This is a genomic window from Klebsiella sp. CN_Kp091 (assembly GCF_040065095.1).
Lineage (GTDB): Bacteria > Pseudomonadota > Gammaproteobacteria > Enterobacterales > Enterobacteriaceae > Klebsiella > Klebsiella aerogenes.
This window is the reverse complement of sequence record NZ_JBEAIO010000020.1, coordinates 1-19,812: the sequence shown is the minus strand read 5'-3', so window position 1 is coordinate 19,812 and position 19,812 is coordinate 1. Positions and strand designations below refer to the sequence as shown.

Below are 19,812 nucleotides of genomic sequence, written 5' to 3'. Positions count from 1 at the left end.
TGGTGAAAGGCGACGTCGGCGCGGTGAAAGCGGCGGTGGATTCCGGTGTGGAATCGGCGCAGCGCATCGGCGAAGTGGTGACCTCGCTGGTTATCGCCCGTCCGCATAACGACATCAACAAAATCGTCTCGCATTACAAAATTGCGGACTAACGGAGAAACCTGATGAAAGAAGCGCTTGGTCTTATCGAAACCAAAGGTCTGGTGGCCTGCATTGAAGCCGCAGATGCGATGTGTAAAGCCGCCAACGTCGAGCTTATCGGCTATGAAAACGTCGGTTCCGGCCTCGTCACCGCAATGGTGAAAGGCGACGTCGGCGCGGTCAACGCGGCGGTCGACTCCGGCGTGGAAGCGGCGAAACGCATCGGCGAAGTCGTCAGCTCTCGCGTCATTGCGCGTCCACATAACGACATCGAAAAAATCGCGGCGCAGCACAAAGCATGACCTGACAGGGCGCGCCCCGTCTCCACTCTTTTCGTCTGATGAAGGATAGACTCATGATTGAACTGGATAACGATTTGCAATCCCGGCAGAACGCGCGGGAACTGGTGCGCAACGCCAAAAAGGCGCAGGCGATTCTGGCCACCTTTTCGCAACAGCAAATCGACGCCATCGTGAAAAACGTGGCCCAGGAAGCAGCGCACCACGCCGAAGCGCTGGCGAAAATGGCCGCGGAAGAGACCGGTTTTGGCAACTGGCAGGACAAAGTGCTGAAAAACCGTTTCGCCTCGCTGCGCGTCTACGACGCCATCAAAGATATGAAGACCGTTGGCATCATTCATGACGACCCGGTAAAAAAAGTGATGGACGTGGGCGTGCCGCTCGGCGTGATTTGCGCGCTGGTCCCCTCAACTAACCCAACTTCTACGGTTATCTACAAAGCGCTGATCGCCCTCAAGGCCGGCAACGCCATTATCTTCTCCCCGCATCCGGGCGCGCGTCAGTGCAGCTGGAAGGCGATTGAAATCGTCAAACGCGCGGCAGAAGCGGCCGGCGCCCCGGCAGGCAGCGTTGACGGCATCACCCAGTTAACGCTCGAAGCCACCTCCGAACTGATGCACAGCAAAGACGTGTCGCTGATCCTCGCCACCGGCGGCGAAGGCATGGTGCGGGCGGCCTACGCTTCCGGCACTCCGACCATCAGCGGCGGCCCGGGTAACGGCCCGGCGTTTATCGAACGCAGCGCCGATATCCACCACGCGGTGAAAGATATCGTCACCAGTAAAACCTTCGATAATGGCGTGATCTGCGCCTCTGAGCAGTCGATTATCGTCGAACGCTGCATTTACGACGAGGTTCACCGCGAGCTGGAAGCGCAGGGCGTCTACTTCATGAATGAAGATGAGGCGGCGAAAATGGCGGCGCTGCTGCTGCGCCCGAACGGCACCATCAACCCGAAAGTGGTCGGCAAAACCGCGCTATACCTCAGCCAGATGGCGGGATTCTGCGTACCGGCCAGCACTAAAGTGCTGATCGCCGAGCAAACCACCGTATCGCCGAAAAACCCCTACTCGCGCGAAAAACTGTGCCCGGTACTCGGCCTGTACGTGGAAGAAGACTGGAAAGCCGCCTGCCACCGCGTGGTGGAGCTGCTGACCAACGAAGGACTCGGCCATACGCTGGTGATCCACACCCGTAATCAGGACGTCATCCGCCAGTTCTGCCTCGAAAAACCGGTCAACCGCATTCTGATTAACACCCCAGCGGCGCTCGGCGGTATCGGCGCGACCACCAACATCTCTCCGGCGCTGACTCTCGGCTGCGGCGCGGTCGGCGGCGGCTCCAGCTCCGACAACGTCGGCCCGATGAACCTGCTCAATATCCGCAAAGTCGGCTATGGCGTACGTTCGATTGACGAGCTTCGCGCGCCGGGCAGCCGCCCTGAGCCCCAGCCGACCATCGTTACTCCGGCGAGCGATCCGCAGCGCAGCATTCTTGATGACGTGCGTTTCAACGCTCCGGCCAATGCCGCACCAGCGCACTCCGCAGGCAACGATGACCGTTTCGCCAGCGCAGGCGCCGCCAGTATGGAAGGTGAAATCAACGAACAAAGCGTGGAACGCGTTATTCGCCAGGTGCTGGAGCGCCTCGCTAAGTAACGCACTGATATAAGGCGATAAACGATGATTCTCGCAAAGGTAACCGGCCATGTCGTCGCCACGCAAAAATGCGATGAGCTACGCGGCAGCAACCTGCTGTTGATCACCCGCTTAGATGACAAACAGCAGCCGATGAAAGACCAGACCTGGGTCGCCGTCGATAACGTCGGCGCCGGCATGCACGACATCGTGCTGGCGGAAGAGTACTTCGCGCTCAATAAAGACCGCTACAAAGCGATGTCGGTGGTCGCCATTGTCGAGAACGTGTTTCGGGACGCCTAACAGGAGTGAATAGCCCAATGAGTGAATTTTTACTGAAACCGCGGATTTGCTTCGGTCAGGACGCCCTCTCGGTGCTGAACGAACTTTCCGCCCGCAGCGTGCTGCTGGTGACCGATAAAGCGATGGTGAAGTTTGGCCTCGCCGAGCGCGTCACCGCCCTGTTGCGCCAGCGCGGGATCGCCTGGCAGATGTGGGACGACGTAGTGGCGGATCCGGATATCGCCACCGTGGTGCGCGGCATGAAGCTGATGGATAACCACTATCCGGATCTGGTTATCGCGCTCGGCGGCGGTTCGGTAATCGATGCCGCCAAAGCGGTTATTTTCTCCCTGGCGCAAACCCGTCCGCAAACTGACCGCCCGCGTCCATGCTTTGTCGCCATCCCCACCACCAGCGGCACCGGCTCGGAAGTCACCGCCTTTTCGGTGGTGAAAGCCAATGCGGAGAAGCTGGTGCTGGTGGATGCGTCGCTACTACCGGATATCGCCATTCTTGACCCAGCGCTGGTGGCTTCGGTGCCGCCGGCGATTACCGCCGACACCGGCATGGACGTGCTGTGTCACGCCCTTGAGGCCTACGTCTCCCGTGCCGCCAGCGACTTTTCCGACGCGCTGGCGGAGAAAGTGGTGCAGCAGGTATTTCGCTATCTGCCGACCTGCTGGCGCAGCGGCGACAACCTGCAGGCGCGCGAAAAGATGCATAACGCCTCCTGCATGGCGGGGATGGCCTTCACCAACGCCTCGCTTGGGATAACCCACAGCCTGGCCCACGCCCTCGGCGGCGTCTTCCGCGTACCCCATGGCCGCGCCAACGCCCTGTTGATGGCGCAAGTCGTCGCCTGGAACGCCGATTTCAACGGCCAGTGCGACACCCTTGCAGCAACGAAATATGCCCGTCTGGCGCATCTGCTGGATCTGCCAGCCGCCTCGCCGCGCCAGGGCGTCGCCAGCCTGCTGGTCGCCATTCAGGCTTTAAAAGAAGAGATGAGCATGCCCTCCGGCATTAGCGACACCGGCATTGAGGCGGCTGAATTCGAACGCCGTTTGCCGGAGATGGTCGGCCAGGCGCTGCGCGACAGCTGTACCCCAACCAACCCACGCGCGCCGGACGCTAACGCGTTAACCGAGCTTTATCGCCGGGCCTGGTCCGGTCATCCCGTACAGGGCCACTGATAACAAGATTTGGAGAACCTTACCCATGGCACACTACAGCTTAACGCCGCGCGTCAAAGTGCTGGCAGACCGTTTACGCTCACAGGCAAGCAGCCTGTGCACCGAGCACGCCGCGATCCTCAGCGCGCTGGATAGCGATATCGCAGGCATTCCCGCCGCCGTCAAACCGGCTCGCCGTTTCTATGAACTGATGCGCCAGCTGCCGCTGACCATTAGCGCCGACGAACTGATCGTCGGTAACCAGACCCGTAAACCGCACGGGGCGATTTTCCATGATGAAAGCGCCGCGCATCGGCCATCCGTATTCAAGTTCCTCAACCTCAACAGCGATCTCGATTCACCGGACTACAACCTGGTCGTCGAAAAAGGCGTGCTGGCGATTAAGCACCAGTTGGAAGAGAAAACCCGCGCCCTCGGTAGCGCCGTTAGCCGCAGCGGTATGGATGAAGTCAACGGCTGCCGCGCCGCCATCTACGCCTGCGACGCCCTGCTCGCGCTGGCGCAAAATCTGGCCAACAGCGCCGAGCAGCTGGCAGCCGCAGAAACCAATACTTATCGCAAAGCCGAGCTGCTCGATAGCGCGGCCATTCTGCACCACGTTCCGGCCCATCCGGCGCGTAATTTCAAAGAAGCCTGCCAGGCGTTCTATCTGTTCCAGCTGGCGCTACAGCTGGATAACGGCAGCTATGCGGTTAATCCGCAAGGGGCGGATAAAGCGCTGCTGCCTTACTTCCAGCGCGATATCAACAGCGGCGCGCTGAATAACCAGCAGGCCTATGAAATCGTGGAGTGCCTGTGGTTCAAGCTGGCGGAACTGAGCGAAGTCCGCGCCGCCTGCGCCATTGACGGCTATCCGATGCTCGACGCCATGCTGCACGGCGCCGCTTTTGACAACGCCGAAGCGAACGAACTCTCGGCGATGTTTATCAGCGCCCAGCGCAACCTCAGCGCGCTGAATCTGCCGGTGCGTCTGTTTAGCGGCGCACAACAGGTCAGCCACGCGCCGTTCGCGGCCTGCGCCGACACGCCGGCGATAGAAGGCTTAACCCCGCGTATGCAGCGCCTGCGTAACCACTACCTGACGGTACGCCCGAGCGTCTCTATCTATCGCGCGCTGGCCTTTACCGAAGTGGTCAAAGCCAACCCTGGCATGCCGACCATTTTGCTGCGCGCCAAAGCTTTCCGCCACGCCTGTGAAACCGCGCCGATTCTGATTCAGGACGATGAGCTGATCGTCGGCCATCCGTGCGGCAAGCCGCGCGCGGGCGCCTTCTCGCCGGATATCGCCTGGCGCTGGGTGCGCGACGAGCTCGACACCATGAGCACCCGCCCGCAGGATCCGTTTGAAATCAGCGAAGCGGATAAAAAAACCATTCGCGAAGAGATCGTGCCGTTCTGGGAAGGCCGTTCGCTGGATGAGATTTGCGAAGCGCAATACCGTGAGGCCGGCGTCTGGGCCTTCAGCGGCGAGACCTTCGTCAGCGACCTCTCCTATCACCAGATTAACGGCGGCGGCGATACCTGTCCGGGCTACGACGTGCTGCTGTTCACCAAAGGGATGAACGGCATTAAAGCCGATGCCGAGGCGCATCTGGCCAGCCTGAGCATGGAAAACCCGGAAGATATCGACCGTATCTACTACTACAAAGCGGCGATTGAAACCTGTGAAGGGGTGGTCAACTACGCCCGCCGCATCGCCGCCCACGCCCGCGAACTGGCGGCTAAAGAGCAAAACGCCCAGCGCCGCGCCGAGTTGCTGACCATCGCCGACGTCAACGAAAACGTGCCGGCCAATCCGCCGAAGACCTTGCAGGAAGCGCTGCAGAGTATCTGGACCGTCGAATCACTGTTTGAAATCGAAGAGAACCAGACCGGGCTGTCACTGGGGCGCGTCGACCAGTACTGCTATCCGATGTTCGAAGCCGATATCCGCGAAGGCCGCCTGACCCACGAGACCGCGCTGGAGCTGCTGCAGGCGTTCATCATCAAATGCGCTGAACTGATGTGGATGTCGAGTGAGCTGGGAGCGAAATATTTCGCGGGTTATCAGCCGTTTATCAACCTCACCGTTGGCGGCCAGAAACGTAGCGGCGGCGATGCCTGTAACGATCTGACTTATCTGATTATGGACGCGGTGCGCTTCGTGAAGGTTTACCAGCCGTCGCTGGCCTGCCGTATCCACAACCAGTCGCCGCAGAAATACATGGAAAAAATCGTCGACGTGGTGAAAGCGGGAATGGGCTTCCCGGCCTGCCACTTCGATGACTCCCACATCAAGATGATGCTGCGCAAAGGCTTCGATTTTGAAGACGCCCGCGATTACTGCCTGATGGGCTGCGTTGAGCCGCAAAAATCCGGGCGCATCTATCAGTGGACCTCCACCGGCTACACCCAGTGGCCTATCGCGATTGAATTCGTACTCAACCGCGGGCGGATGGTGCTGTTCGATAGCTATCAGGGGCTGGACACCGGCGACCTGCGCGACCTGCGCACTTTCGACGAATTCGACGCGGCGGTAAAACAGCAGATCGCCCATATCGTGCGCCTGTCGGCCATCGGCACCGTCATTAGCCAGCGCGTCCATCGCGATGTGGCGCCGAAGCCGCTGATGTCGCTACTGGTCGAAGGCTGCATGGAGAGCGGCAAAGATGTCGCCGCCGGCGGCGCGATGGTCAACCACGGTCCGGGGCTGATTTTCTCCGGTCTGGCGACCTACGTCGACTCGATGGCAGCGATCCGCAAGCTGGTGTTCGAAGAGAAGAAATACACCCTTGAGCAGATCCGCGATGCGCTGCTGGCCAACTTTGAAGGTTACGAAGCGCTGCGCCGCGACTGCCTGAACGCGCCGAAATACGGTAACGACGATAACTACGTCGACCAGTACGCGCTGGATATTACCGAATGGACCGAGAAAGAGTGCCGTAAATACAAAATGCTCTACTCGACCCTCAGCCACGGCACCCTGTCTATCTCCAACAACACGCCAATCGGCGAGCTGACCAACGCCACGCCGAACGGCCGCCTGGCGTGGATGCCGCTCTCCGACGGCATCAGCCCAACCCAGGGTGCGGATAAACAAGGCCCGACGGCGATTATCAAGTCGGTCAGCAAGATGAACGTGGAAACCATGAACATCGGCATGGTGCACAACTTCAAGTTCCTCAAAGGGCTGCTGGATACCCCGGAAGGCCGCCATGGCTTGATTACCCTGCTGCGTACCGCCTCGATTCTCGGCAACGGCCAGATGCAGTTCAGCTACGTCGATAACGAAGTACTGAAGAAGGCGCAGCAGGAGCCGGAGAAATACCGCGACCTGATCGTTCGCGTCGCCGGCTACAGCGCCTACTTCGTTGAGCTGTGCAAAGAGGTCCAGGACGAGATCATCAGCCGTACGGTGATTGAGAAGTTCTAGTTCTCTTAAAGAGAATTAAATGAGCTGTATTTGAGAAATAACCGGAAGTTCTCCGTCCCGTAACGGGACGGAGCGGGAGGCAAGCGTGATCGCAAAACAAGAATTAACGGGCCGAATTTTCAATATCCAGAAATATTCGATCTATGACGGCGATGGCATTCGCACGCTGGTGTTTTTTAAGGGCTGCAACATTCGCTGCCCGTGGTGCGCCAACCCGGAAGGGCTGAGCAGTCAGTTCCAGGTGATGTTCTCGCACGACAAATGCATTAACTGCGGCGACTGCGTCAGCGTCTGTCCGGCGGGTATTCATTATCGGGCGGAAGAAAACGGCGAAATGAAGCACTTCGTCGACCGCAATAAAGACTGCATTGGCTGTCGCAAATGCGAAGAGATTTGCACCCAGAACGCGCTGGACATTATGGGCAAGGACGTCACCGTTAGCGAGCTGATGGAGATCATCATGCAGGACTACGACTTCTACATCTCCTCCGGCGGCGGTGTCACCATCGGCGGCGGCGAGATGAGCCTGCAGACCGATTTTGCCGTCGCCTTATTCAGCGAATGCAAAAAGATGATGATTAACACCGCCGTCGAAACCCAGGGCACCACCCCGCTTGCCAACTACCAGAAGCTGGCGCCGGTCACCGACACCTTCTTGTTCGACATTAAGCAAATTAACAGCGAACACCACAAGGCGATGCTTGGCATCGGCAACGAAGGAATCCGCCGCAATCTCGAATGGCTGGTGGATTCCGGCGCCAACGTCATTGTGCGTATGCCGCTCATTCGCGGCTACAACGACTCATTCGACGCCATTACCGGCGCCATTGATTACGTACAGAAGCTGGCGAAGCGTGGAAATATCCGCCGCATCGACATGCTGCCGTACCACCAGTTGGGACGCAAAAAGTACGAACGCCTGGATATGCCCTACCCGATTACCCAGGACCCGTCTTATACACCGGAAGAACTGGACCGGCTGGAAACCTTCTTCCAGCAATTTGATTTTGATATTCGCTTAGTCCGCCATTAACAGGAGCCGACCATGAAAAGTTTAGGCGTAATTGAAACGCGAGGATGGGTCGCCGCCATTCAGGCCGTCGACGCCGCCTGTAAAGCTGCGGGAGTGACCTGCATTGGCTATCGCAAACCAGGCTCCGGGCTGGTAAGCGTCTGCTTTGAAGGGGAAATCAGCGCCATCCACACCGCCATTGAACGCGGCGTGGCGGTGGCTGGCGCCGAGCACACCGTGAAGTCGCTGGTCATTGCCCGCCCGGAGCGCTGCGTGGTTGAAGCGTTAAGCAACCTCAAAGGCAATCCATCGCGCGAGCAAAAAACGGCCGAACCGGTGGTTATCCCCGCCCCGGAACCTATCGCCCCCCCTGCCGCCCCGAACGAAACGGAAGATAAACATCCGGCGCTGAAGAAAGGGAAGAAGTCATGATCGACACCCTGGTTCGCGAAAAAATCGCCGCCCGCCTGAGCGCAACGGCGCCGGCGATCCCGGTGGGGATCTCCAACCGCCACGTCCATCTCGCGCAGCAGGACGTCGAGGCGCTATTCGGCAAAGGCTACAGCCTGACGCCGTTCAAACCGCTGCGCCAGCCGGGGCAGTTTGCCGCCCAGGAGTGCGTGACCATTGTCGGGCCGAAGGGCTCGCTGACCAACGTCCGTGTCCTCGGGCCGACCCGCCCGGTTTCGCAACTGGAAGTGTCGCGCGCCGACTGCTTCACGCTCGGGATTAAGGCGCCAGTTCGTGAGTCCGGCCAGTTGGAGAATGCCGGTAGCGCGCTGCTGATTGGGCCCGCTGGCCACGTTGAACTCCATTCGCAGGTGATCTGCGCCTGGCGGCATATTCATATGTCGCCGCAGGATGCGCGCCGACTCAACGTTAGCAATGGCCAGAAGGTCAGCGTGCGCAGCAACGGCGAGCGCCAGCTGACTTTCGATGAAGTGGTGGTGCGGGTGCGCGATGACTTCGCGCTGGAGTTTCACATTGACACCGAAGAAGCCAATGCCGCCGGGTTGAAAAACGGCGCGCAGGTGACGCTCATCGGCTAACGGAGGCTCGCCATGACCGACGAACAGATTGAAGGTTTAGTTGCGCGTGTTTTGCAGCGCCTGCACCCGCCGGTACTGGTGATGGTGACCGCCGCTGATGGCTATCGCGCGGCTATCCGCCAACGCCTGGCGGGAAGCGGCCATCCGCTACGCCTCGCGCTGGAGGATGGCCTCGCTGACGCCGCCGCGTGGCGGGAGGTCGGCGAGATAATTCCCTCTTCGGCCTGGCAGGATGCCCTTCCGTCAGCGCCGTGGCGGGCGGTACTGCTGCCGTTTCTCGATTATCCGCTGGCTGCAGACCTGCTGAACGGCACGCTCAGCAGCCCGCTCGCCCGCTGCGCGCACGAGGCGCTGCTGAAGGGTATTCCCGTGCTGGCGCTGCGCTATCACTGCGATCCGCACAGCGAACTCAACCAGCTAAGCGGCGCTCAGGCCGACAGCGCCTATGCCGGGCATCTGCAGGCCACGCTGGCTCGTCTGGAAGACTGCGGCGTCTTCCTCGGCACCATGAATGAGCTGCTGGCGACGCTGGACGCGCCCACCGCGCCAGCCGCCGCCAGCAGCGAACCGCGCCGTTATCTCACCGTCACAGACGTGGTGAATAATCCGGCGCTGGCGGCGGCTCCGCACGCGCAGCTGACCGATGCGGCCATTGATTATTTAAAAAACAGAAAGATATGACCTTACCCAACTATGAACCTGGAGCTTAACGATGTCTTCGAAAACAAAATGCTGGTTATGGATGCTGCTGGTTATCCTCTCCGAAACCTCAGCAACCTCGACGTTAAAAATGTTCGGTAGCAGCGAAGGCAGCACAAAAATGCTGCTGCTCGGCCTGCTGATTGTCCTTTACTGCACCTGCTATTACTCGCTCTCAAGGGCGGTGAAAGATATCCCGGTCGGCCTGGCGTACGCCACCTGGTCCGGTACCGGCATCCTGGTGGTCTCGACGCTGGGAATGGCCTTCTACGGCCAGCACCCGGATACCGCCGCCATCATCGGCATGGCGGTCATCGCCAGCGGCATCGTTATCATGAACCTGTTCTCGAAAATGGGTTCTGAAGAGAGCGAAGAAGCCGCGCCCGCCGCGCCAATCACGTCTATGGATAAGAAAATCGCCAACTAACAGGAAAGGAATACCCTATGTTTAATCTCGGATTTTTATGGCTGGCGCTGTCTATCGGCTCCGAAATCACTGGCACCTCGATGATCAAAAAAACCAACGGCTTCAGCAAGCTGGCGCCTTCAGTGCTGGTGGTCTGCGCCTACGGCCTGTGCTACTTCGCCCTCACCCGCGCGATGAGCACCATTCCGGTGGGCGTAGCCTACTCGCTGTGGTGCGGCTTCGGTATCGTCGGCGTCACCATCTGCTCGATGATCCTCTATAAACAGAAGCCGGACCTGGCGGCCATTATCGCCATGGCGCTGATTATCTCCGGCGGCGTGATCATGAACGTCTTCTCGACCATGTAATACAAGGCGGGTTTACCCCGCCGTGATTTCGTGGCAGGATAAAAAGATGAACAGAAACGTTATCGTTACCTACCCCCGTCGTTGGTGGCTGCCTGCATAACAGGCGGCATGATACACGTTTCCATTTTCAAAGCCGCCGGAAGGCGGCTTTGTTATTTTCAGGACGTCTTTCGGCTGAACAGTCTGATAAGGAGTCCTTGATGAACCATCCACAAACCATTCTCACCGGCGACCGCCCGACCGGCCAACTACATCTTGGCCACTACGTCGGCTCTCTGCGCCAGCGCGTCACGCTGCAGCACGACCACCAACAATTTATTCTGATCGCCGACCTGCAAGGGCTCACCGATAACGGCAGCAACCCGCAAAAAATCAGCCACCATATCCTCGAAGTCATGGCCGATTATCTGGCCGTCGGCATCGACCCCAGGCTCACCACTATTTGCCTGCAGTCCGCTCTGCCCGCGCTGGCTGAGCTCAGCGCGCTGTATATGAATATCGTCACCGTCGCTCGCGTGGAACGTAATCCGACGGTAAAAAATGAGATTGCCCAGAAGGGATTCGCCCGCTCGCTGCCGGTTGGCTTTCTCGCCTATCCGATTAGCCAGGCCGCCGATATCACCGCCTTCAAGGCCGAGCTGGTGCCGGTGGGCGACGATCAGCTACCGATGATTGAGCAGACCAATGAAATCGTCCACAAAATGAACAGCCTCACCGGCGAACCGGTACTGCGCCACTGCAAAGCGCTACTCAGCGAAGTGAGCCGCCTGCCGGGCGTCGACGGTAATGCCAAAATGTCGAAATCGCTGGGCAATACGCTGACGTTATCGGCCAGTGAAGAGGAGATTCACCGCGCGGTCAGCGCGATGTATACCGACCCGACACACCTGAGAGTCAGCGATCCGGGGCATGTCGACGGCAACGTGGTGTTCACCTATCTCGACGCTTTCCATAGCGATAAGGCGCTGGTTGCTGAGATGAAAGCCCACTATCAGCGCGGCGGGCTGGGCGATCGCCAGTGTAAGAATGAACTGGAAACCTGCTTGCAGGAGCTACTGGCGCCGATCCGCGAACGCCGGGCCACTTACAGTCAGGATAAAGGAATGCTACTGGAATTGTTGCGCCAGGGCAGCGAACGCGCCCACCAGCTCACGCAGCAGACGCTGCATGAAGTGAAGCGCGGGCTGGGGCTGCCGGTACTGTTCTGAGCTTCAGAGCCCTGCCCCGGTCGCGCTACGTTTACCGGGGCTCGTTTTACACCCTGCCTTTATGCATCTTCACGCAGTTGCGCCCCTCGCGTTTGGCGGCGTACAGCGCATTATCGGCATCGCGCAACAGCAGGTTGTAATCGGGATGGCCGGAGTGCACGGCATAGCCAATGCTGGCGGTGATCGGGATCTTCGTGTCGCCGCCAACGTTAAACGCCAGTTGGCTAATTTTCTTCCGCAGGCGGTCGAGGATGGTAAACGCTTCTGACACGCCGGTCTCCACCAGCACCAGCAGAAACTCTTCCCCGCCGTAGCGGAAGATATAGTCGCTGGAACGGATATTATCGCTGAGCAGTTCCGCGACATGTTTAATCGCCCGGTCGCCGACCATATGGCCCCAGTTATCGTTAATGCCTTTGAAATGATCGATGTCGACGATCGCCACCGTCATCGGCAACTCATGCTCCATCGCCAGCGTCACTTCATGCTTCAGCACCACCGGCAAATAGCGGCGGTTAAGCAGGCTGGTTAATGCATCTTTGCCGTTTTGCATCTGCGACAGGCTGCTAAAAATTACGCCCAGTTGGCTGCCTATTTGCTGGCAATGAATATGGATCCCCTGAATCAGGTTTTGTGTATTTTTATAATCCATGGCAGAGGCTGATGCCCGCCATCCTATTAATAAGTCGTCGACCTGCGAAATTAATGCGGCGATTTCGTCCATCTGGCTATTTTTGTTAAAATAGCGCACGCACTTATGGCGGAACCATAGGCCAAATTCCGACTCAGATAATAACGTAGCGTTAGTATGTGCTTTATTTTCGCTAACAATATTAAAAATCGCCGTATTTTCCCAACCGGAAAGCGCCGCCTGCTGTTTGCCATATTCCATCGGGACATTGTCCATCAAACTATACAGGCGATACGCCTCTTCGTTTTTGGTCGCCCGATAGTGCGATAAGGTATAGGCATGGCACATCATCTCAACGGCCATATTAATCGCCATAATAGCGTAATAAATGGCATCGACGGCAATCTGGCGGTCGCTAACGTGGCTGCGGATATACTCGATAAGCCCGGCCTTAATCTGCCGGGCGCCGCGCAGAACCGCCTCCGCCGGGATGCCGATCCGCGCGTGGATGCTGCCAATCTGATATTGCCGTTCCGCCAACGCCGGCAACTGCGCTTTATCGCTGGTCAGGATCTCCTTCACCCATAGCGCCAGCGAGCGGCTCAGACGCTCCTGAACTAAATCATAAGTCAGGTGGCGGGCAATATCCGGATCCTGAAAAATAAAATCATAAAACCGGGCCGCTAACGCTTCCGATTGCTCCTCTGCGATATTTTTAAGTACCTCCTTAACGGCTGGCGTCAGGCTGTCATACAGAGGTAGCCACTCCTTAAAAATAACAGAGATATATTTTTTGCTTTCATCGTTCATGAATAAAGCGCTCGCCGGGCGTTAGTCTATTTCGGGGTTGCCGATCATACATGAGTTGCCGCAGGTCAACCAGACGAAGAAAATCATAGGGATAGCGTAGTTCTCAGCCATTACAGTGAGGGGCTCGCAATTCCATAGTTTATATATGGACTTTGGCGCAACCGATGTTAGTATCCAGATTATAAATATGCGTGTTTCATTTAAGGCCAGGATTGCTGATGATGACCACTCTAAAAGCACATCTTCCCCACCGGTTGGCAACGTAACAGGATTTTGCGCCGGACGGGCCTTATCTCTTCTTTTTTTATCGTCCCGCCGGGCGAAATAGCGAAACGCGCACCACTCAGCAATATGGAACAGAGCGAGTCGCGTATGGACAAGAACAAACGACGTTGGACCGGGTATATCGTAGTTGCAGCGGTAATCATCGCCGCAGCATGGTGGATGTTGCGCCCGGCCGGGCTACCGCCGGGCTTCGCCGCCAGTAATGGCCGCATCGAGGCGACGGAAGTCGATATCGCCACCAAAATTGCCGGGCGTATCGAGACGATTCTGGTCAAAGAGGGGCAGTTCGTCCATAAAGGCGATGTGCTGGCGCGGATGGATACGCGGGTACTTAACGAGCAGCGCCTCGAAGCCGCCGCGCAAATCAAAGAAGCGCAAAGCGCGGTTGCCGCCGCCAACGCGTTACTCGACCAGCGGCAGAGCGAAATGCGCGCCACCGAAGCGGTGGTGAAGCAACGCCAGGCGGAGCTAGACTCCACCGCTAAACGCCACGTCCGTTCCAGCACCCTTTCACAGCGTGGCGCCGTCTCCGCTCAGCAGCTGGATGACGATCGCGCGGCCGCTGAAAGCGCCCGCGCGGCGCTGGAATCGGCGAAAGCGCAGGTCTCTGCCGCCCGCGCCGCCATTGAAGCCGCCCGTACCAGCATCATTCAGGCCAAAACCCGCGTTGAAGCCGCCGAAGCCACCGAGCGGCGGATCCTCGCCGATATCGACGATAGCCAGCTGAAAGCGCCACGCGACGGCCGCATCCAGTATCGCGTTGCTGAACCAGGCGAAGTGCTGGCCGCCGGGGGGCGGGTATTGAACATGGTCGACCTGGCTGACGTCTATATGACCTTCTTCCTGCCAACGGAACAGGCGGGTCTCCTGGCGCTCGGCAGTGAAGCGCGCTTGATCCTGGATGCCGCGCCAGAGCTAGTGATCCCGGCAAATATCAGCTTTGTCGCCAGCGTCGCGCAATTCACGCCGAAAACGGTAGAAACCAGCGACGAGCGGCTCAAGCTGATGTTCCGCGTCAAGGCGCGCATTCCGCCAGAACTACTGGAGCAGCATCTGGAATATGTCAAAACCGGCCTGCCTGGGATGGCCTGGGTACGACTGGATAAGCAGAAAAGCTGGCCTGAAGCGCTGACGGTGAGGTTGCCGCAATGAAACTGACGCCGCAGGATACTTCGCCCCCCGTCGCCCTGCTGGAAAACGTTGGCCAGAAGTTTGGCGCTACCATCGCGTTGCGCGATATCAACCTGGCGATTCCGGCGCGGCGCATGGTTGGCCTGATTGGCCCGGATGGGGTCGGCAAATCAAGCCTGCTCTCGCTTATCGCCGGGGCGCGGGCCATCGAGCAGGGTAACGTGATGGTGCTCGGCGGCGATATGCGCGACGTTCGTCACCGCCAGCAGGTATGTCCGAAAATCGCCTGGATGCCGCAGGGCCTGGGGAAAAACCTCTACCATACGCTATCGGTCTATGAAAACGTCGACTTCTTCGCCCGCCTGTTTGGTCACGATAAAGCCGAGCGTGAACTTCGTATCAACGAACTGCTGCAGAGCACCGGGCTGGCGCCGTTTCGCGATCGCCCTGCCGGTAAACTCTCCGGTGGAATGAAACAAAAGCTCGGCCTGTGCTGTGCTCTTATCCACGACCCGCAGCTACTCATCCTTGATGAACCCACTACCGGCGTCGACCCGCTCTCCCGCGCGCAGTTCTGGGATCTGATCGACAGCATCCGCCAGCGCCAGCCGGAAATGAGCGTGCTGGTCGCCACCGCCTACATGGAAGAGGCCGAGCGCTTCGACTGGCTGGTGGCGATGAATGCCGGCGAAATACTGGCGACCGGTAGCGCGGCGGCGCTCAAAAAACAGACCGGCAGCCAGACCCTGGAGCAGGCGTTTATCGCCCTGCTGCCGGAAGCGCAGCGCCTGGCGCATAACGAAGTGGTCATCCCGCCGCGCGACGGCAGTGAGGAAGAGATCGCCATTGAAGCGCGCGGCCTGACCATGCGCTTCGGCAACTTTGTCGCCGTCGACCACGTTAACTTTCGTATCGCCCGTGGCGAAATTTTTGGCTTCCTCGGCTCTAACGGCTGCGGCAAATCCACCACCATGAAGATGCTAACCGGCCTGTTGCCCGCCAGCGAAGGCGAGGCCTGGCTGTTTGGCCAACCGGTCGATCCGAAAGATATCGCCACCCGCCAACGAGTGGGTTATATGTCGCAGGCCTTCTCGCTCTATAGCGAACTGAGCGTAAGGCAAAACCTGGAGCTGCACGCCCGCTTGTTTCACATTCCGGACCAAGAAATAGCTGGCCGGGTCGCAGAAATGAGCAAACGCTTTATGCTGACCGAGGCTGAAGACGCGCTTCCCGCTGACTTACCGCTGGGGATCCGCCAGCGTCTGTCATTAGCGGTAGCGGTAATCCATCGCCCGGAGATGCTGATCCTCGATGAACCCACCTCCGGCGTTGACCCGGTGGCACGCGACATGTTCTGGCAGCTGATGGTCGACCTGGCGCGGCAGGATCGCGTCACCATCTTCATTTCTACCCACTTTATGAATGAGGCGGAACGCTGCGATCGTATCTCGCTGATGCACGCCGGCAAGGTGCTGGCCAGCGATACGCCGCAGGCGCTGGTTGAGCAACGTGGCTCCGCCAGCCTCGAAGAGGCATTTATCGCCTGGCTGCAGGAAGCGGCGGATGCCGCGCAACCGACCGTTTCTGTCTCTACAACGCCCGCGCCGCCTGCTGTCGCATCACACCAGAAGAATGCGTCCCCACGCCAGTCATTCAGCCTGCGTCGCCTGTTTAGCTATAGCCGCCGCGAAGCGCTGGAATTGCGCCGCGATCCGGTGCGATCGACGCTGGCGCTGCTGGGGACGGTGATCCTGATGTTTATCATGGGGTATGGGATCAGCATGGATGTCGAGGATCTGCGCTTTGCCGTCCTCGACCGCGATCAAACGATCAGCAGCCAGAACTGGTCGCAGAATATCGCGGGCTCACGCTACTTTATCGAGCAGGCGCCACTGCAGAGTTATGACGAATTGGATCGTCGAATGCGTAACGGCGAGCTGGCGGTGGCAATAGAAATCCCGCCAAACTTTGGCCGCGATATCGCTCGCGGTACGCCGGTACAGATTGGTGTGTGGGTGGACGGCGCAATGCCGAATCGCGCGGAAACGGTGCGCGGATACGTGCAGGCGATGCATCTGGCCTGGCTGCAGGAGATGGCCGGGCGGCAAAGTAGCCCGAATCGTGAGACCTCGCTCATTTCCATCGAGACCCGCTATCGCTATAACCCGGACGTGAAAAGCCTGCCGGCCATCGTCCCGGCGGTGATCCCGCTGCTGCTGATGATGATCCCGGCGATGCTCAGCGCGCTGAGCGTAGTGCGTGAAAAAGAGCTCGGTTCGATCATCAACCTGTACGTGACGCCGACCACCCGCAGCGAATTCTTGCTCGGCAAACAGCTGCCTTACATCGTGTTAGGCATGTTTAACTTCTTTCTACTGTGCGCTTTATCGGTCTTCGTATTTGGCGTCGCGCATAAGGGGAGTTTCCTGACCCTCTCCCTGGCGGCGCTGCTGTATGTCACCATCGCCACCGGGCTGGGTTTGCTGATTTCGACTTTTATGAAGAGCCAAATCGCCGCTATTTTCGGTACCGCGATTATTACGCTAATTCCGGCCACCCAATTCTCCGGGATGATCGATCCGGTGGCATCTCTGGAAGGGCCAGGTCGCTGGATCGGGCAAATCTACCCGACCAGCCATTTCCTGACCATCGCCCGCGGCACCTTCTCCAAGGCGCTGAATATTAGCGATTTGTGGGTTTCGTTCATTCCACTATTGATTGCGGTGCCGCTGGTGCTCGGGCTGAGCGTGTTGCTGTTGAAGAAACAGGAGGGATGATGCGCGGATTACGCAATATCTATAACCTCGGCATCAAAGAGCTGCGCAGCCTGCTCGGCGATAAAGCGATGCTGGCGCTGATCGTGTTTGCTTTTACCGTATCGGTTTACTCCTCGGCCACGGTAATGCCCGGTTCACTGCACCTGGCGCCTATCGCCATTGCCGATATGGATAAATCACAGCTCTCATCGCGGATCATTAACGGCTTTTATCGGCCGTGGTTTTTAACGCCGGAGTTGATCAGCGCCGATGAAATGGATGCCGGTCTGGATGCGGGACGATACACGTTCGCCATCAATATTCCGCCAAACTTCCAGCGCGATGTGCTGGCCGGTCGCCAGCCGGAAGTGCAGGTCAACGTCGACGCCACGCGAATGAGCCAGGCCTTTACCGGCAACGGCTATATCCAGAATATTATCAGCGGTGAAGTGAACAGCTTTGTCGCCCGCTATCGCGACAACAGTGCTCTGCCGGTGGAGCTGGCGGTGAGGATGCGCTTTAACCCTAACCTTGAGCAAGAGCGCTTCGGCGCGGTGATGGCGATTATTAACAACATCACCATGCTGGCAATTGTCCTCACCGGCTCGGCGCTTATCCGCGAGCGAGAGCACGGCACCATTGAGCACCTGCTGGTGATGCCGGTAACGCCGTTTGAGATAATGATGGCAAAAATCTGGTCGATGGGGCTAGTGGTACTGGTTGTCTCCGGGCTGTCGCTACTGCTGATGGTGCAGGGAATTTTGCAGGTACCGATTGAGGGGTCGATTCCGCTGTTTATGCTGGGAGTTGCGCTCAGCCTGTTCGCCACCACCTCCATTGGCATTTTTATGGGCACGCTCGCCCGTTCTATGCCGCAACTGGGGCTACTGATGATCCTGGTGCTGCTGCCGCTGCAGATGCTCTCCGGCGGATCCACGCCACGGGAGAGTATGCCGCAGCTGGTTCAGGACATTATGTTGACCATGCCGACCACCCATTTCGTCAGCCTCGCGCAGGCGATACTTTACCGTGGCGCCAGCTTTGCCATCGTCTGGCCACAGTTTTTAATCTTGTTCGCTATCGGCAGCGCTTTCTTTACCATTGCGCTGCTGCGTTTTCGCAAGACAATTGGTGAGATGGCATAAAACCTGGAGCTGGCGCTGCGCCGATGGCTTATTTTTGACGATTCATAAAGCGGCGCAGACCCCAGGTGAAGGCCATCGCCATACTGAAAAGAATGAATAACAGCACAATCCAGCTGATAGAAATGCGCAGTAACGTGCCGGGCGTCATAAATGGCTGAAGATAAACGGTGAAAGAGTGGGCAGGCGATTTCCCCAGCAGTTGATAGGCGCTATCGGTAAGCCACACGCCAACCCGGCAGAACAGCCAGATAATCGCCGGCCAGCAGAGCAGAACCAGAAAGGTAAAGCGCTCCTGAATGTAAGTAACGATCTGGCGCAACGGCGGCCAGTTAAGCAGGATTTTCATTTATATTCTCATATTGCCAGCCGATGACCTGCAACATTCATCGCAAGGCACTTCGGGCAGCATCCATACAGGCAATCTACCCTATTTGTATATCAAATTTACCGTCACTTAAACCAGATCAAGTTAACAAAGTGTTAATGATGTCTCTCATTAACGCCAAAAGAGTGGATAACACCTGTCGATCGTGGAAATAAGTGGGGAGAGAAGTATTAAGCGGTGGGAATAAATTTTCAAGTCTACAAGTGGCTGGTTTTTATAGCTGATAGCAGCGCGCCATTATTTCGCCGCTGGGCAATATAATGGCGCGGAAATATAAGTGGGTGATTAATCGTAGCTGCTGATAATTATTTTCCTGTTCGCATCATTCGGTAAATTCACCGTTTGGGTAACCACCCCATGAGAAGGGACTGCCATATTTTGCGTGTTAATGAGGTAAGTATTTTGCCCACAACGCTGTTGAGCCTTTTCGTTAATGATATTGGTGCTGCAGGTAGGTGTCGCCACACGCCCGGAGATCGTTAATGTAGCGGTATCAGCAGCGAATGCAGGCAAGCTCAATCCATAAGCTAATGTCAGAATCCCAATTAGCGGTTTTTTCATTGAATTTATAACCAGTTAACAGGATGAGAAATAAGCGATTTGCTTTCTATTTTTCTCCCTCAGGAGAGGTGATGCGTTGATGTCATCACGCAGGAAAGATAATCCATATAATTAATAAGGACAATTATACTGAGAGCTATTAGTGCGATAGGTATTACTGATGTTAACGAACCAGGCGGCCGGGTCGGGTATTTTCCCGGGGGCGGCGCGAGGCGCCTTTCCCGGGCTACGGGTTGCTACGCAGTCTGTAGCCCCGGTAAGCGCAGCGCCACCGGGGGAATGGCGGCGCGTCTGGCCGCAAAACACAAAAACAAAAGGCCCAGTCTTCCGACTGAGCCTTTCGTTTTATTTGATGCCTGGCAGTTCCCTACTCTCACATGGGGAGACCCCACACTACCATCG

General features: G+C 57.8%; 19 protein-coding genes. 16 read left to right on the top strand and 3 right to left on the bottom strand.

Features of this window, described 5'->3' with window-relative positions; genetic code table 11:
- The 13 genes from ABLV17_RS13385 to trpS all read left to right on the top strand — a co-directional run.
- The coding region (locus tag ABLV17_RS13385; protein ID WP_228704804.1) for a BMC domain-containing protein at positions 1-152 on the top strand (152 nt) is incomplete at its 5' end.
- Positions 153-164: 12 nt separating this feature from the next.
- Positions 165-443 carry a BMC domain-containing protein gene (locus ABLV17_RS13380; protein ID WP_004146125.1) on the top strand — a complete coding sequence of 93 codons (279 nt, stop codon included), beginning with the start codon at positions 165-167 and terminating at the stop codon, positions 441-443.
- 53 nt (positions 444-496) lie between these two features.
- Complete coding sequence (locus ABLV17_RS13375) at positions 497-2,098, top strand: acetaldehyde dehydrogenase (acetylating) (RefSeq protein WP_348854323.1); 1,602 nt, start codon at positions 497-499, stop codon at positions 2,096-2,098.
- Positions 2,099-2,122: 24 nt separating this feature from the next.
- Positions 2,123-2,380 carry a EutN/CcmL family microcompartment protein gene (locus ABLV17_RS13370; protein ID WP_015368471.1) on the top strand — a complete coding sequence of 86 codons (258 nt, stop codon included), beginning with the start codon at positions 2,123-2,125 and terminating at the stop codon, positions 2,378-2,380.
- A gap of 17 nt (positions 2,381-2,397) precedes the next feature.
- Positions 2,398-3,552, top strand: a complete 1,155-nt coding sequence (locus ABLV17_RS13365; protein WP_348854321.1) for a 1-propanol dehydrogenase PduQ — start codon at positions 2,398-2,400, stop codon at positions 3,550-3,552.
- A 25-nt stretch (positions 3,553-3,577) separates the two neighbouring features.
- On the top strand, positions 3,578-6,964 hold the full coding sequence (gene cutC, locus ABLV17_RS13360; RefSeq protein ID WP_348854320.1) for a choline trimethylamine-lyase: 3,387 nt from the start codon (positions 3,578-3,580) through the stop codon (positions 6,962-6,964).
- A gap of 85 nt (positions 6,965-7,049) precedes the next feature.
- Positions 7,050-7,997, top strand: coding sequence for a choline TMA-lyase-activating enzyme (gene cutD, locus ABLV17_RS13355; RefSeq protein WP_113374518.1), 948 nt, complete (start codon positions 7,050-7,052; stop codon positions 7,995-7,997).
- Positions 7,998-8,009: 12 nt separating this feature from the next.
- A complete protein-coding gene (locus tag ABLV17_RS13350; protein ID WP_113374517.1) occupies positions 8,010-8,408 on the top strand; it encodes a BMC domain-containing protein in 399 nt (132 codons plus the stop codon).
- Positions 8,405-9,025 (top strand): phosphate propanoyltransferase, encoded by a 621-nt coding sequence (locus tag ABLV17_RS13345; RefSeq protein WP_015704257.1) that lies wholly within the window; start codon positions 8,405-8,407, stop codon positions 9,023-9,025. The genes ABLV17_RS13350 and ABLV17_RS13345 overlap by 4 nt, the downstream gene beginning before the upstream one ends.
- 12 nt (positions 9,026-9,037) lie before the next feature.
- Positions 9,038-9,706, top strand: a complete 669-nt coding sequence (locus ABLV17_RS13340; RefSeq protein WP_348854318.1) for a hypothetical protein — start codon at positions 9,038-9,040, stop codon at positions 9,704-9,706.
- Between the two features lie 31 nt (positions 9,707-9,737).
- Positions 9,738-10,151: a multidrug efflux SMR transporter gene (locus tag ABLV17_RS13335; RefSeq protein WP_308958278.1), complete on the top strand. Its 414-nt coding sequence runs from the start codon at positions 9,738-9,740 to the stop codon at positions 10,149-10,151.
- A gap of 17 nt (positions 10,152-10,168) precedes the next feature.
- Positions 10,169-10,498 (top strand): multidrug efflux SMR transporter, encoded by a 330-nt coding sequence (locus ABLV17_RS13330; RefSeq protein ID WP_004204123.1) that lies wholly within the window; start codon positions 10,169-10,171, stop codon positions 10,496-10,498.
- A gap of 200 nt (positions 10,499-10,698) precedes the next feature.
- On the top strand, positions 10,699-11,706 hold the full coding sequence (gene trpS, locus ABLV17_RS13325; protein WP_045358971.1) for a tryptophan--tRNA ligase: 1,008 nt from the start codon (positions 10,699-10,701) through the stop codon (positions 11,704-11,706).
- 46 nt (positions 11,707-11,752) lie between these two features.
- On the opposite strand, the gene ABLV17_RS13320 is transcribed toward trpS, so the two are convergent.
- The gene (locus ABLV17_RS13320) at positions 11,753-13,147 is read right to left on the bottom strand and encodes a diguanylate cyclase (RefSeq protein ID WP_348854316.1); all 1,395 of its coding nucleotides are present in this window, start codon (positions 13,145-13,147) and stop codon (positions 11,753-11,755) included.
- Between the two features lie 372 nt (positions 13,148-13,519).
- Here ABLV17_RS13320 and ABLV17_RS13315 point away from each other — a divergent pair, with 372 nt between their 5' ends.
- From ABLV17_RS13315 to ABLV17_RS13305, 3 genes are read left to right on the top strand one after another with little or no spacing between them, the layout of a single operon-like run.
- A complete protein-coding gene (locus tag ABLV17_RS13315; RefSeq protein ID WP_113374576.1) occupies positions 13,520-14,584 on the top strand; it encodes an HlyD family efflux transporter periplasmic adaptor subunit in 1,065 nt (354 codons plus the stop codon).
- Positions 14,581-17,340: a ribosome-associated ATPase/putative transporter RbbA gene (gene rbbA / locus ABLV17_RS13310; RefSeq protein ID WP_308958276.1), complete on the top strand. Its 2,760-nt coding sequence runs from the start codon at positions 14,581-14,583 to the stop codon at positions 17,338-17,340. The genes ABLV17_RS13315 and rbbA overlap by 4 nt, the downstream gene beginning before the upstream one ends.
- The gene (locus ABLV17_RS13305) at positions 17,340-18,464 is read left to right on the top strand and encodes an ABC transporter permease (RefSeq protein WP_308958292.1); all 1,125 of its coding nucleotides are present in this window, start codon (positions 17,340-17,342) and stop codon (positions 18,462-18,464) included. Before rbbA ends, ABLV17_RS13305 begins: the two co-directional genes overlap by 1 nt.
- A gap of 28 nt (positions 18,465-18,492) precedes the next feature.
- On the opposite strand, the gene ABLV17_RS13300 is transcribed toward ABLV17_RS13305, so the two are convergent.
- Both ABLV17_RS13300 and ABLV17_RS13295 read right to left on the bottom strand, forming a co-directional pair.
- Positions 18,493-18,810 carry a hypothetical protein gene (locus tag ABLV17_RS13300; RefSeq protein WP_020079735.1) on the bottom strand — a complete coding sequence of 106 codons (318 nt, stop codon included), beginning with the start codon at positions 18,808-18,810 and terminating at the stop codon, positions 18,493-18,495.
- A gap of 324 nt (positions 18,811-19,134) precedes the next feature.
- Entirely contained in the window at positions 19,135-19,410 is a 276-nt protein-coding gene (locus ABLV17_RS13295; protein ID WP_020079736.1) for a DUF2574 family protein, read from the bottom strand.
- Between the last annotated feature and the right edge of the window lie 402 nt (positions 19,411-19,812).